This is a genomic window from Bibersteinia trehalosi (genome assembly GCF_004346205.1).
GTDB lineage: Bacteria > Pseudomonadota > Gammaproteobacteria > Enterobacterales > Pasteurellaceae > Bibersteinia > Bibersteinia trehalosi.
The window spans coordinates 314674-328988 of record NZ_SMAM01000001.1 but is presented as its reverse complement, the minus strand read 5'-3'; the positions used below and the strand labels follow the sequence as shown (position 1 = coordinate 328988).

The following is a 14315-nucleotide window of genomic DNA, read 5'->3' as shown; positions in this document are numbered from 1 at the left end:
TTAATACGCCCTTTGTTACATTACAGACTTATTTTAGCAAACTCATCAAAGAAAGTTGGGAAAGTCTTAGCCGTACATTTCGGATCTAAAATTGTCACGGGTGTATTACTCAAGGCGACGAGTGCAAAACACATCGCCATACGGTGATCGTTATAGGTTTCAATCTCAGCATGTTTAAACTCGCTTAACTTCAGCGGCTGAACACGGATAAAATCTTCTCCTTCTTCTACTGTTGCCCCGATTTTACGCAATTCGGTCGCCATTGCCGTTAAACGATCGGTTTCTTTTACACGCCAGTTATAGATATTACGAATGACCGTTTCACCTTCAGCAAATAAAGCCGTTGTGGCAATCGTCATTGCGGCATCTGGAATATGGTTCATATCCATATCTACCCCACGTAACTCACCACGCTCTGCTTGCACAAAATCCTCCCCCCAAGTGATTTTTGCGCCCATTTTCTCCAATACATCAGCAAACAAGCGGTCACCTTGGATAGAATTTTTACCAATCCCCGTTACTTTTACCTTGCCTTTAATTGCTCCTGCGGCTAAGAAATAGCTTGCTGAAGACGCGTCACCTTCCACCAAATAACGATTTTTCGGTGCAACGTAATGCTGATTACCCTGCACAAAAAAGGTTTTATAATCGTTATTCTGCACACTTACACCGAAATCCTGCATCATTGCAAGCGTAATATCAATATAAGGTTTAGAAACCAAATCGCCTTTGATCTCAATTTCCATATCGCCTTCCGCCAGCGGTGCTGCCATTAAAAGTGCGGTTAAAAATTGCGAAGAAATTGAACCATCAATTTGAATTTTGCCCCCTTTTAAATCTGTATTACGAATGGCAATTGGCGGATAACCTTCATTTTCCAAATACTGCACACTCGCACCTGCTTGGCGTAAAGCATCCACCAAATGCAAAATTGGGCGTTCTTTCATTCTAGGCTCGCCCGTTAGAATGACTTCAGCCTCACTCTGCCCTTTTAAACAAAGTGCAGCAGTCAATGGGCGCATTGCAGTGCCCGCATTGCCCAAAAAGAGTGAGAGCCCGTCATTCCATTCAAAAGCACCGCCTACGCCCTGCACTGTACAAACTGTTTTGTCTTCGGAGAGGTCATATTGCACTCCTAGGGCTTTCAATGCATTGAGCATATGACGAATATCATCGCTATCTAAAAGATTGGTTACCGTTGTTGTGCCGTGTGCGAGAGCCGCCAAAAGTAATGCACGGTTAGAGAGGCTTTTAGAACCTGGTAAATTAATTTCTCCCAAAACTAAAGAAATAGGTTGTAATGTTAGTTTTTCCATTAATGTTGTGTTTCCTTATGTAAAAATTTTGCGACTTGTCGGGATTATTTATTCAATACTTTCAACAAAGCACTAAAAAACCGCTCGTTTTCTTCTGGTAATCCAATACTTACCCGAAGCTGATTTGGCATTCCGTAACCTGCAATTGGACGAACAATAACCCCTTCTCGTAGAAGATCTTCATAGATCGCTTGAGCGGGACGCTTAAAATCAATTGTGATGAAATTGCCTTTTGATGGAATAAATTCTAATCCTTGAGCTGTGCAAAATGCCTCATAGCGAGCCATTTCCAAGCGGTTATTTTCTGCCACTTTTTTGACAAATTCATCGTCATTTAAGACCGCTTGTGCTGCTGCTAATGCAAGGCTGTTGCAGTTAAATGGCTGACGAACACGGTTGAGGAGATCAGCAATTTCAGGATTCGAGACCGCATAGCCAATTCTTAGTCCAGCCAAACCATAAGCTTTTGAAAGCGAGCGAGAAATGATTAAATTTGGATATTTTGCACTTAATGCGAAAGAGTCCACCCGCTCTTGTTCTGCGGTAAATTCTGTGTAAGCTTCATCAAGCACTACCAAGACCTTTTCAGGTACTTTTGCCAAGAAAGCATCAAGTTCATTATGGGTCAAGAAATTGCCTGTTGGATTATTTGGGTTAGCGATAAAAATTAATTTGGTTTTTTCATTAATTGCCGCCAAAAAAGCCTCCAAATCATGTCCCCAATTTTTAGCAGGAATTTCACGAGCTGTGGCATTGATTGCTTTGGTTACCAGTGGATACACCACAAACGCATATTGCGAATAAATAATTTCATCGTCTTGATCTGCAAAAGTGTGGGCAAAAAGCTCAAGGAGGTCATTTGAACCATTACCGAGAGTAATCTGCTCTGCTTTCACACCAAATTTTTTGGCAATGGTTGCTTTCAATTCAAAGCCGTTGGCATCAGGATAACGAGTTAACTCGTTGAGTTGATTGATGATTGCTTGCTTAGCAGATTCAGGGAAACCAAATGGATTTTCGTTTGAGGCAAGTTTGATAATATTTGAAATACCTAACTCTCGTTCTAATTCTTCAATAGGCTTGCCTGCTTGGTAAGGAGAAAGGGTTTTTACGCCGTCATTAGCGATGTTGATATATTGCATTATGTCTTCCTTTAGTAAATTTGGGGTATTTTTATACCGCTTGTTAAAGAATTGTGCTCACTGTACGGCTATTCTTCCATAAACGTCTTTATTGCTCAATGAAAAAATAAAGCAAACGATTGCTTGAATGCGCAACCGTTTGCGTGATAGAATCACGTCAGACATTTCACTACTGGAGTAACTTCTTATGCAAAAACTCTACGAAGGGAAAGCAAAAGCCCTTTACACTACCGATAATCCTGAAGAACTGCTCGTCGTCTATTCTAACCAAGCGACCGCCTTTAACGGCGAAAAAAAAGCACAAATTGAAGGCAAAGGTGTACTAAACAACAAAATCTCTTCACTTATCTTCCAATGGCTCAACGCCCAACAGATTCCCACCCAATTCGTTAAACAAGTTGATGAAACCTCCCAAATTGTACGCAAATTAACTATTGTGCCAGTTGAAGCCATTGTACGTAACCGTGTGGCGGGTTCATTTGCAAAGCGCATGGGGTTGGAAGAGGGGAAAACACTTAACCACCCTATCGTAGAATTTTGTTATAAAGATGATGCTTTAGGCGACCCAATGGTAAATAACAGCCAACTTTCAGCACTCGGCATTGCGACAATGGACGAACTGCAAGAAATTGAAAAACTCTCTCTCCAAGTGAATGAGAAATTGGTTGAATTGTTTGATGCGATTGGCATTATCCTCGTGGATATTAAATTTGAATTTGGTAAAACCAGTGATGGGCAGATTATTTTAGGCGATGAAATCTCGCCAGATACCAGTCGTCTTTGGGATAAAACGACCCAAGCAAAATTAGATAAAGACAACTTCCGCCGTGATTTGGGCGATATTATTCCTGTTTATCAAGAAGTATATGAGCGTTTAGCTAAACATATTTCTCTTTAATTATTGTAGGGGCGGCCTATGTGCCCGCCCAAATAAACATCGGTAAAATATCTGGGCGAACACCTCGGTTCGTCTCTACGGAAACTTTATGTTTGAATACGAATATGAACACTCTCGCTCATTAAATGAAGAGTGCGGTATCTTCGGTGTTTGGGGACACGAAGATGCAAATCAAATTGTCTATTATGGCTTACATTCACTACAACATCGTGGGCAAGAAGGCGCCGGGATTGTTACTTCGCAAAAAGCAGACTTTCATCAATATAGTGGTATTGGTTTACTCAGCCAGGTATTTGAAGATCCCAATGTCCTTGGCACATTAAAGGGCAATAATGGCATTGGTCATGTTCGATATGCGACTTGTGGCGGTTCAGACGATTTAGTGAATGTGCAACCATTTTTATTTCGCTTTCATGATCAAAACATAGCAATTGCGCATAATGGTAATATCACTAATGCTAGAACGTTACGTAAGCAATTAGAACAAAACGGTGCAGTCTTTCATGCTACCAGTGATAGCGAGGTGTTAATCCATTTAATCCGTCAAAGTCAAGCGGTTGGTTTTGAGCAAAAACTTGCAGAATCGCTTGCTCAGCTGCGTGGTGGTTTTAACTATGTCATTTTAACCAATGATGGCTTAATGGGCGCTGTAGATAGAAATGCATTCCGCCCTCTTGCTATTGGGCAATTATCTAATGGTGCATATGTGCTAGCAAGTGAAACCTGTGCACTTGATACTATCGGGGCAAAATTTGTGGGTAACGTCCATGCTGGTCAATATGTCGTCATTAACAATGATGGTATTCGGCTTGAGCAATATACCCATGAAACGCAAGTAGCAATTGAAGCAATGGAATATATCTATTTTGCTCGCCCTGATTCTGATATTGCCGGTATTAATGTCCATTCTGTACGTAAAGAAACTGGTAAGGTATTAGCACGGGAGTGCCCTGCTCCGCTTGCGGACATGGTCGTTGGAGTGCCGAACTCTTCACTTTCTGCCGCAAGTGGCTATGCAGAAGAATCAGGTTTGCCTTATGAAATGGGGTTGATCAAAAACCAATACGTCGCACGAACTTTTATTGCGCCTACTCAAGCCTTACGAGAACAAGGAGTACGTAAAAAACTTTCTGCCGTAAACAGTGTAGTCCGTGGAAAATCTATCGTTTTAGTAGATGATTCTATCGTACGCGGTACAACTTGTAAGCGCATTGTACAGTTACTGCGTGAAGCAGGGGCAAAAGAGATTCATCTACGCATTGCTAGCCCGCCATTTCGTTTCCCCAATTTCTATGGGATTGATATGAGTACCAGTGGCGAATTGCTCGCCGCGAATAAAACACATAGTGAAATGGTGGAATATCTCGGCTGTGATAGCTTAGGTTTCCTTTCTGTGCAAGGTCTAATTGAAGGAATTGGTACAAAATTTGATGCACCAAATAACGGCCTATGTGTTGCCGCTTTCACCGGAGAATACCCCGCTGAATTATGCGATTATCAAGCTCAATTAGAGAGCCAATTAACCCTAGTCCAACGCCAAATTTTAAACGGAGAAAATGTCGATGAGTAACGCATACAGTGCTTCTGGTGTGAACATTGAACAAGGCTACGAAGCCGTTAAACGAATGAAACGCCATATTGAACGCACCAACCGCCCCGAAGTGCTTTCCCAAATCGGTGGTTTTGGAGGCTTATTTTCCCTTGCTGGGCACAAATTTGAAGAGCCTGTTTTAGTCAGTGGCACGGACGGTGTCGGTACAAAAATTTTGCTTGCCCAACAATCAGGTATTTTAAATACCGTTGGGATTGATTGTGTGGCAATGTGCGTAAACGATGTGTTAGCACAAGGTGCAGAGCCTCTCTTTTTCTTAGATTACTTAGCCGTAGGCAAAAATGATCCTGCTAAGATTGAGCAAATGGTGGCTGGCGTTGCCGAAGGTTGTGTGCAAGCAGGTGCGGCATTAATTGGTGGCGAAACCGCTGAAATGCCTGATCTCTATAAAGAAGATGAATTTGATCTTGCAGGTTTCTGTGTGGGGATTGGTGATAAAGCCAAACTTTTTGACCGTAACCAAGTGGTCGCAGGCGATGTGTTAATCGGCTTGCCAAGCTCAGGCGTGCATTCAAATGGTTTTTCACTGGTGCGCAAAGTCTTCTTCAAAGACCATAACTGGCAATTTGACGATAAACTTGCTGACGGAAGCACACTCATTGACACCCTACTCACCCCTACCAAAATTTATGTAAAAGAGGTATTACCTCTGGTGCAACAAGGCTTAATTCACGGCATTTCTCATATCACTGGCGGTGGTTTTTATGAAAATGTGCCAAGAATGTTCGCAGACGGCTTATGTGCCGAAATTAAACTTGGCTCGTGGGATATTCCACTTGTGTTCCAAACCATTCAAGAACTCGGCAACATCGCAGAAGATGAAATGTATCAAGTGTTCAATATGGGCTTAGGTATGGTGATTGCTGTGCCTGCGGAAAATGTGGACAGCGTATTAAGCCAAGTACCAAGTGCAAAAGTGGTGGGTAAAGTCGTTGCAGATGAAACTGCGACGGTGCGTTTAATTAAATAATATTTATACTCTCTCCCTTCTAGGGAGAGAGACAGGCAAAATTGCGTTTAGCAATTTTGGCAGAGAGAGGGTTATCCCCTCTCCCTCCGCAAATTCTACGAATTTGCTCCACCCTCTCCCCAAAGGGAGAGGGAATAACAGGAGATAATACCCCAAATGAACCTAGCCCTTTTCGCCTCTGGTAACGGCTCAAATGTACAAGCGATTATTCAAGCGGTACAAAATGGCGATATTTCTGCAAAAATTGCTTGTATTATTTGCGACCAACCACAAGCCTATGTGATTGAGCGTGCCAAGATTGCCAATATTGATTGCTTCGTACTTGCTCGTCAAGGCATTACTCGCACAGAGTGGGAGCAACAAGTCGTTGCCTATTTGCAACCAAAACAGATCAATTTGGTTATTTTAGCAGGCTTTATGCGAATTTTAGGTAACACAATGCTCGAAGCCTATCCAAATCAAATTATCAACATTCACCCTTCTCTACTTCCAGCCTTTGGTGGTACGCCAGATGCAATTGGCGATGCGTTCCGTGCTAAAGTAGCTGAAACTGGGGTGACAATCCATTGGGTCGATAGTGGTGTGGATACTGGTCCTATTATTGCTCAACAAGCTTTAACAATCGATCCAAATTGGACGCAAGATCAACTTGCCAATGAAATCCATAAAATTGAACATCAGCTTTATCCGAAAACGATTCAGCAGATTGTTTCACAACGATAAATTGTAGGGGCGTATTGCATACGCCCATTCATTCAAATTGATACACAGGAATTTTTAATGACTCAACAATACGCACTTCTTAGCCTTTCTGACAAAACTGGCGTGTTAGATGTAGCCAATGCACTTGTTAAACAAGGCATTATCTTACTTTCCACTGGCGGGACATTCCAAACGATTAAAGATGCAGGTATCCCTGTGCAAAGTGTGGATAGTTACACTGGTTTCCCTGAAATGATGGACGGTAGAGTAAAAACACTTCACCCTAAAATTCACGGTGGTTTGCTTGGCGTGCGAGACAATGCCGAACACCAAAAAGCGATGACCGAACATCAAATTGCTCATATTGATTATGTAATTGTCAATCTCTACCCTTTCCGTCAAACCATTGAACGCCCTGATTGTACCTTTGATTTAGCCATTGAAAACATTGATATTGGTGGCCCTTCAATGCTACGCAGTGCGGCAAAAAATCATCGTTCTGTTACTGTGGTCACCGATCCTGCGGACTACCCAACCTTAATCTCACAATTAGAACAAAATGGCGAGACCAGCCTTGCTTTCCGTCAATACTTAGCTCGTAAGGTGTATCAATTAACCGCACATTACGATAGCTTAATTGGTGAATATCTTGCACGTGAACAGGCTAACAACGAAGTGGATTTCCCGAAAAATGAATGGGATCACTTAACCCTTGCCTATTCCAACAAACAGACTTTACGCTATGGCGAAAACAGCCATCAACAAGCGAATTTCTACACGAGCGTGTTCGCCCCTCAATTTTCATTAGCAAATGCAACCCAATTACACGGCAAAGCGCTTTCTTACAACAATATCAAAGATGCCGATGCCGCAATCAAAATTGCCCGAGAATTTGATGAACCTTGTGCAGTTGCCGTTAAGCATATGAACCCTTGTGGCGTGGCAATTGGCGATGAGATCAATACAGCCTTTGACCGTTGCTATGCAGCCGATCCTGTGTCTATCTTCGGTGGTATTATCGTATTAAACCGCCCTGTTACTCTTACGCTTGCAGAGAAATTGCACAACATTTTCTTAGAAATCATCATCGCACCACATTTTGATGATGAAGCTTTTGCACTACTTTCGCAAAAGAAAAATATCCGCTTAATGACGTTGGATTTCTCGGCAAAAGATCGCTCTTACGAGCGTGAATTTGTGTCTGTAAACGGCGGCATTTTAGAGCAAAGTGCAGACCACTCAAACGACTTACATAAAGACACCCCAAACAGCCTACCAGCAGAATGGGAATTGATGACCGAACGCACACCAAATACCGCAGAACTTCACGCACTTAACTTCACCATGCGTGTCTGCAAACACGTGAAAAGTAATGCGATTGTCGTGGGTAATAGTTATATGACACTTGGTATCGGTGCTGGGCAAATGAACCGTGTTGGTGCGGCGCATATCGCCCTTGAACAAGCCAAAGCGCATCCATTATTTAACGAACAGCCGTTAGTGCTTGCTAGCGATGCTTTCTTCCCAATGGGCGATACGATGGAAATGGCAAAAGACTATGGCGTAACCGCTGTTATTCAACCAGGTGGCTCAATTAAAGATGCGGATTCGGTTGCCGTGTGTAACGCACACAATATCGCTATGGTGAAAACAGGGATTCGTCATTTTAGACACTAATCATTTACTCTCTCCCTTTTAGGGAGAGAGACAGGCAAAATTGCATTCAGCAATTTTGGCAGAGAGAGGGTAACAAGCGGTAGTTTTCCGCAAAAATTTTGCAAATCCCTCTCCCTCCGCAAATTCTATGAATTTGCTCCACCCTCTCCCTTAAAAGGGAGAGGGATTTTTAGGAGAATTTATAATATGAACAATGTGCTCATTATCGGCTCAGGGGGTCGTGAACACGCCATAGCCAAAGCATTTGAACGTAGCCCGAAAGTCGCAAACGTTTTTGTTGCACCAGGCAACGCTGGTATGCCATCAAGTAAAATTGAATGCGTCAATATCGGCATCACTGACTTCCCTGCACTCCGTCAATTTGTTGCAGAAAACCATATCGCATTCACTTTCGTTGGGCCAGAAGTGCCTCTCTCAGAAGGGATTGTGGACGATTTCAATGCTCATCATTTGCCCATCGTAGGGCCAACCCAATATGCGGCACAAATGGAGTCTTCAAAAGCCTTTGCCAAAGGTGTGATGGATAGAGCCAATGTACCGACCGCAAGTTATCAATCTTTTTCTGCAAAAGAGTTGGAAAAAGCTACCGCTTACCTTGAAAGCCAATCAATGCCTATCGTAATCAAGCAAGACGGTTTAGCCGCAGGTAAAGGCGTTGTTATCGCTCAAACCTTAGAAGAAGCCAAAAATACCGTACGTGAAATGATGATAGATCTGAATAGTCCGGTGGTGATTGAAGAATTTATGACAGGCGAAGAACTCTCGTTTTTCATATTGGTAAACGGCGAACACATTATCCCGATTGGTTTTGCTCGTGATTACAAGCGTGCTTACGACAATGATGAGGGATCAAATACAGGCGGAATGGGGGCTTATTCACCATTGCAATGGGTGGATAGTGCTATTGAGCAAGAAATTATGAATAAGGTACTACGTCCATTGCTCGCCCAATTAGTGAAAGAAGGCACGCCTTATACTGGTGTTCTTTATGCTGGGCTAATGCAAACACAAAGTGGCATTAAAGTGATTGAATTTAACGCTCGCTTTGGCGATCCTGAAACACAAATTTTACTGCCGTTAATTGAAACCGATTTCTTTGATTTAGTTTCAGCTCATCTTGCGAAAAGCGATATTGATGTCAAACTTTCCAACAAAACATCATTAGGTGTTATCGTTGCCGCAGAAGGCTATCCACAAGATTACGCCAAAGGAATGAAAATCCATTTTGCCGATGATTTCCCAATGGAGAATGTCTGTTTTGCTGGTGTGGCCGAAAAAGACGGCAAACTCACCGCAAACGGTGGGCGTATTTTAATGGTTACTACCCAACAAGATGATCTCATTTCAGCACGCAAAGCAGTGTATGAATTGCTTGAAAAAGTGAAGATTGAGAAGTCGTTTTATCGGAGAGATATTGGGTTTGGGAAGGATTTACAGAGAAATTAATCTCTCACTTTGAAATACTCTCTACTTTTCTTTGCTCGTGCAAAGAAAAGTAGCAAAAGAAAGCACGCCCTGCTGAACCGCAGATCTTCGCTTTGTTTGAATTTGCTTAACGGAAAAATTCCAAACTCGCCTGACGGCTCAAACAAGGAATTTTTCCTGCAAATTCAAAGTCGCTCAGGCGGTTCAGAAGGGAACCCGATCGGTCGTAACAAGCGGTGATTTTTAATAAAAATTTTGCAAAATAGATTTTGTAAAAAACCTCGAATAGTGCACCGTTTGTCCCATCAAAATTGCCCGACCGACTTGCGGTTTTTAGGAAAATTTGTACTGTTTGAGCCAACGTAGTTGGCGAGTTTACAAATTTTCCGTTAAGAAAATCGCAACAAAGGGCGGATAAGCAATTTTGCTCGGGTCGCCTTTCTTTTGGTTACTTTTCTTTGGCGAAGCAAAGAAAAGTAACAGGTAAATGCACCGAACTCTATTTTCTAGATTTACAAAAATAAGGAATAACAATGATCCCAAAAATCACCATCGTAATGGGCAGTCAATCCGACTGGGCTCAAATGAAATTTTGTTGTGAATTGCTTGATCAACTCGGCATCACTTACAGCAAAGCTGTGGTCTCAGCCCATCGTATGCCTGATGAAATGTTCCGTTTTGCGGAAACTTCTGCGGATAATGGTGTAGAAATTATTATCGCTGCTGCTGGTGGAGCGGCTCATCTACCGGGTATGATTGCAGCAAAAACCTTACTCCCTGTGATTGGTGTGCCGATTAAATCCAGTACATTAAGTGGCGTGGATTCCCTGCTTTCTATTGTGCAAATGCCTGCTGGCGTGCCTGTGGCAACAATGGCAATTGGGGTTGCTGGTGCGAAAAATGCGGCATTACAAGCCGCCCGAATGCTTGCCGTTAATGATGAAAAAATCCGCCAAGCTCTTGTGAATTACCGTGAAGAGCAATATCAACTCGCCCTTTCTAGTAGTGAGAATTTAAATGATTAAAACACTCCTTCCAACCGCAACTATCGGCATTATTGGAGCGGGGCAGCTCGGTAAAATGCTGGCGCAATCCGCTCAAAAAATGGGTTATCGTGTGGCAATGTTTGATCCAAACGCTACATCTTGCGGTTTTGCCGTTGCTGATTGGCACACCGTTGCCGATTTTAACGATGCCGATGCCCTACTCGCTTTTGCGAAAAAAGTTGATGTACTCACTTATGAATTTGAAAATATCAACGGCGAAATTTTGCAAACGCTGCATAGCCAGACAAATCTACCGCAAGGCACAAAACTGCTTTTAACCTCGCAAGATCGCATTAAAGAAAAAACGTGGCTCGCTTCTCTTGGTGTGCCTGTGGTGAATTTTGCCGAAGTGCAAGCGGTGCAAGATATTGAAAATTTTGCAAAATCACACGGCTACCCTGTGATTATAAAAACTGCTCGTTTTGGCTATGACGGCAAAGGGCAAATAAAAATTGACCGTCAGGCTGAATTGCTTGCCCAACAAGCCGAAGTGGAAAAACTGTTGCAACAGCCGTGTATTGCCGAAGCATTCTGCCCGTTTGAGTTTGAAGTGTCGGTAATGGTGGCAAGAGATCAGCTCGGATCGGTAGATTTTTTCCCTGTTAGCCAAAACGAACACTGCAAAGGCATTCTGTTTACCAGCTCCGCACCCGCTCAACTTTCCGCAGAACAAGTCGCGAACGTGCAAGAATATGCACGTAAAATTGCTGAAAATGGGGAATTAGTAGGAGTTTGTGGGATTGAATTTTTTGTGAAAAAAGATGGCGGCTTAGTGGTAAACGAACTCGCTCCACGCCCCCATAACAGCGGACATTACACAATGGAAGCCTGTAACGTTTCCCAATTTGATCAGCATATCCTTGCCATCACAGGCAGAGCCTTACAGCCAATTTACCAACACCGCCCTGCATTGATGGTGAATTTGCTCGGTCAGCACATTGCCGATCTCCCCGAACTTTTCAACCGCTACCCACAAGCAATGTTCCACCTTTACAATAAAGGTGATGCGAAACCACAACGCAAAATGGGGCATTTCACTTTATTGGGGTCGGAAGCAGAAAAAGCGGAATGGTTGGCAAGTCTTGTAGATGTAAAAGAAAAATTCTAATCCGTTACGTTATAACGAAAAGCAGAGAAAATTCTCTGCTTTTTATTTTGATCTACTTTACTGCTAGAACTTGCCCGTTACATAAATCATCACTTTCAAAATAAGTCATTTCGCCAGAATGCCGATTGGGAATAGGAAATAAACGCACAGTTAAAGGTTTATTTAAACGGAATGCCATTGTTCCCGTATCTCGCATTAAAGCTGCAATTTGACTAATTGTCGTATTTTCAGGGATAGGGACAGTATCTAATCCAATGCCACAAACAGCACTATTAGTTAGCAATGACCGAATATCATATTCAGTATTTGCTCCTGCTGCTAAACCTGTATCTTCTACAACCGCAAGCATTAAACCAGAAAATCCCACTAAAGGCACATTTTTGACGGATTTGAACACGGAAGTGAGCAATGATGAAATTTCTACTGTTCCAGCTGCCCCAAAATAAGGCACTCCAAGCTGTTGATAAAGCTCACACATTGAAGCACAATTTTTTGACGGAGCCGCTGAACTATCAATGCCAGCAAAGTGTAAATTTGCAGAAGATTCGGCAGAATTTACCGCTTGTCGCACTTCATCAACATGATATTGCAGAGCTTGTGACATTGCTTGACGAGCTTGATATAATAAGTCATTGTGATTTTCTTTTGGGATATTTTTTATGACATCCAAAAGTAAATCAGGTGTTTCAAAGCCAATCACAAGACTATCAGGCAAATCTGATGAATGATAGCCTGCTGGGAAATAAGGAATAAATGGCTGGCAATTAAAATTAACGGTAAAGTTGAAGTTACCTTCACCCCTTGGTGTTATTTTTGCAATTTTTTGCACAATTTCAGCCGCTTGTGTAATACGCTCATTATCCAAAATCCCATTTTGATCTTGGGCTACATTCACGCAAGCATTGGCTAAATCCCCATACTCTGCGATCAGATCAGGTAAGATCGCCATTTCTTTCTTGGTTTTCGCTTCACCAATGGCAAAACGAATGCGTAATCCAGTATCATTTAGCTCATTTAATAACTGTTTTAGGTAAGCTAAATCGGCTTTTGCAGTTTCTAATGAAGCTAAATTGAGGTATTCCCCAAAGGCATTAGTTACAATACGAATAGATTGCACGGTATAACCTTTAGCTTGAATAGCTGGTACAAGCTTATCAAATTGTTGCTTAGCGAAGTTTAAACGCCCCGCCCATGTTGAACGATCCGAACTAAGTGATAAAAATAACGTTACGGTCCGAACACGGCATAAAGATTTATCGGTATAAGACATTATATAAATTTCTCAAATAAATAAGGCGGAAATAATCCGCCCAAACAAAATAACTAATTAGCTATTCTCTTTCTCAAACTTCTGCATAAATTCAATCAAGGCTTGTACGCCTTCAACAGGCATTGCGTTGTAGATTGATGCACGCATTCCACCTAACACTTTATGTCCTTTTAAGGCTTGTAAACCATTTTCTAGAGCTTGTGCCATAAATTTTGCGTTGAGTTCATCATCACCAGTCGTGAACGTTACATTCATCAATGAACGGTTCTCTTTTGCTACAACATTGCGGTAAAGTTTGCTGTTATCAATATAGCGATACAGCAACTCTGCTTTTTCTGCATTGCGTTTTTCAATTTCTGCAATGCCACCTTCACTTAACCAATGTTTGAACACTAATGAGCAGAGATACCACGCAAAAGTCGGTGGGGTGTTGATCATGGAATCGCTATTCGCTTGCGTTTGATAGTTCCAGATACTTGGAGTTTCTTTGCGCGCTTTACCAATTAAATCTTCACGTACAATCACAATCGTAATCCCAGATGGGCCGAGATTTTTTTGTGCACCCGCATAAATAATACCAAATTTAGCAATATCGATTGGACGAGAGATGATATTTGACGACATATCTGCCACAAGTACTGCATTACCTACATTTGGCACATCAAAAATTTCCACACCGCTGATGGTTTCATTTGGGCAATAGTGAACGTAGTCATATTGATCAGCGATATTGCTGAAATCTAAGTTTTTCACTTTTAGCGTTTCGCTATCTTCCAAGATATTCACTTCATCAATTTCACAGAAATTGCGAGCTTCTTTCGCTGCGGTTGCCGACCAGTGTCCGCTGGTTAAATAAAGTGCTTTGCCTTTTTCACCGATTAAATTCATCGGAATTGCTGCAAACTGCCCCCTTGCACCACCTTGTAAGAATAAGATTTTGTAGTTGCTAGGAATATTATACAGCTTACGGAAATCCGCTTCCGCTTCGCCAATCAATTCCATAAATGGCTTGCCACGATGGCTTACTTCCATGACCGAAGTGCCTAAACCTTGCCAGTTTAATAGTTCATTTTGAGCTTGTTCCAATACGGCTTTTGGCATCATTGCTGGGCCTGCACTAAAGTTGTAAATTTGCGTCATTGTGTTTGT

General features: G+C 42.2%; 12 protein-coding genes. 8 read left to right on the top strand and 4 right to left on the bottom strand.

The window, feature by feature from the left end; translation table 11 throughout:
* Positions 1 to 20 precede the first annotated feature (20 nt).
* Positions 21 to 1316: a 3-phosphoshikimate 1-carboxyvinyltransferase gene (aroA, locus tag EDC51_RS01570; protein ID WP_131927997.1), complete on the bottom strand. Its 1296-nt coding sequence runs from the start codon at positions 1314 to 1316 to the stop codon at positions 21 to 23.
* Positions 1317 to 1360: 44 nt separating this feature from the next.
* Positions 1361 to 2458, bottom strand: a complete 1098-nt coding sequence (gene hisC, locus EDC51_RS01565; protein ID WP_131927996.1) for a histidinol-phosphate transaminase — start codon at positions 2456 to 2458, stop codon at positions 1361 to 1363.
* 187 nt (positions 2459 to 2645) lie between these two features.
* Here hisC and purC point away from each other — a divergent pair, with 187 nt between their 5' ends.
* The 8 genes from purC (at position 2646) to purK (ending at position 11896) form a co-directional block, all read left to right on the top strand.
* Positions 2646 to 3356 carry a phosphoribosylaminoimidazolesuccinocarboxamide synthase gene (gene purC, locus EDC51_RS01560; RefSeq protein ID WP_125134899.1) on the top strand — a complete coding sequence of 237 codons (711 nt, stop codon included), beginning with the start codon at positions 2646 to 2648 and terminating at the stop codon, positions 3354 to 3356.
* Between the two features lie 88 nt (positions 3357 to 3444).
* A complete protein-coding gene (purF, locus tag EDC51_RS01555) occupies positions 3445 to 4926 on the top strand; it encodes an amidophosphoribosyltransferase (protein WP_131927995.1) in 1482 nt (493 codons plus the stop codon).
* Entirely contained in the window at positions 4919 to 5938 is a 1020-nt protein-coding gene (gene purM, locus EDC51_RS01550) for a phosphoribosylformylglycinamidine cyclo-ligase (RefSeq protein ID WP_131927994.1), read from the top strand. The genes purF and purM overlap by 8 nt, the downstream gene beginning before the upstream one ends.
* Before the next feature lie 156 nt (positions 5939 to 6094).
* The gene (gene purN / locus EDC51_RS01545; RefSeq protein ID WP_131927993.1) at positions 6095 to 6661 is read left to right on the top strand and encodes a phosphoribosylglycinamide formyltransferase; all 567 of its coding nucleotides are present in this window, start codon (positions 6095 to 6097) and stop codon (positions 6659 to 6661) included.
* Between the two features lie 57 nt (positions 6662 to 6718).
* Positions 6719 to 8317, top strand: coding sequence for a bifunctional phosphoribosylaminoimidazolecarboxamide formyltransferase/IMP cyclohydrolase (purH, locus tag EDC51_RS01540; RefSeq protein WP_131927992.1), 1599 nt, complete (start codon positions 6719 to 6721; stop codon positions 8315 to 8317).
* Positions 8318 to 8503: 186 nt separating this feature from the next.
* On the top strand, positions 8504 to 9763 hold the full coding sequence (purD, locus tag EDC51_RS01535; protein WP_131927991.1) for a phosphoribosylamine--glycine ligase: 1260 nt from the start codon (positions 8504 to 8506) through the stop codon (positions 9761 to 9763).
* 512 nt (positions 9764 to 10275) lie between these two features.
* A complete protein-coding gene (purE, locus tag EDC51_RS01525; protein WP_131927989.1) occupies positions 10276 to 10767 on the top strand; it encodes a 5-(carboxyamino)imidazole ribonucleotide mutase in 492 nt (163 codons plus the stop codon).
* Positions 10760 to 11896, top strand: coding sequence for a 5-(carboxyamino)imidazole ribonucleotide synthase (purK, locus tag EDC51_RS01520; RefSeq protein WP_131927988.1), 1137 nt, complete (start codon positions 10760 to 10762; stop codon positions 11894 to 11896). Before purE ends, purK begins: the two co-directional genes overlap by 8 nt.
* A 52-nt stretch (positions 11897 to 11948) precedes the next feature.
* On the opposite strand, the gene EDC51_RS01515 is transcribed toward purK, so the two are convergent.
* Both EDC51_RS01515 and serC read right to left on the bottom strand, forming a co-directional pair.
* Positions 11949 to 13166, bottom strand: coding sequence for a DUF711 family protein (locus EDC51_RS01515; protein WP_131927987.1), 1218 nt, complete (start codon positions 13164 to 13166; stop codon positions 11949 to 11951).
* A gap of 57 nt (positions 13167 to 13223) precedes the next feature.
* A complete protein-coding gene (gene serC / locus EDC51_RS01510) occupies positions 13224 to 14306 on the bottom strand; it encodes a 3-phosphoserine/phosphohydroxythreonine transaminase (protein ID WP_131927986.1) in 1083 nt (360 codons plus the stop codon).
* Positions 14307 to 14315: the final 9 nt, after the last annotated feature.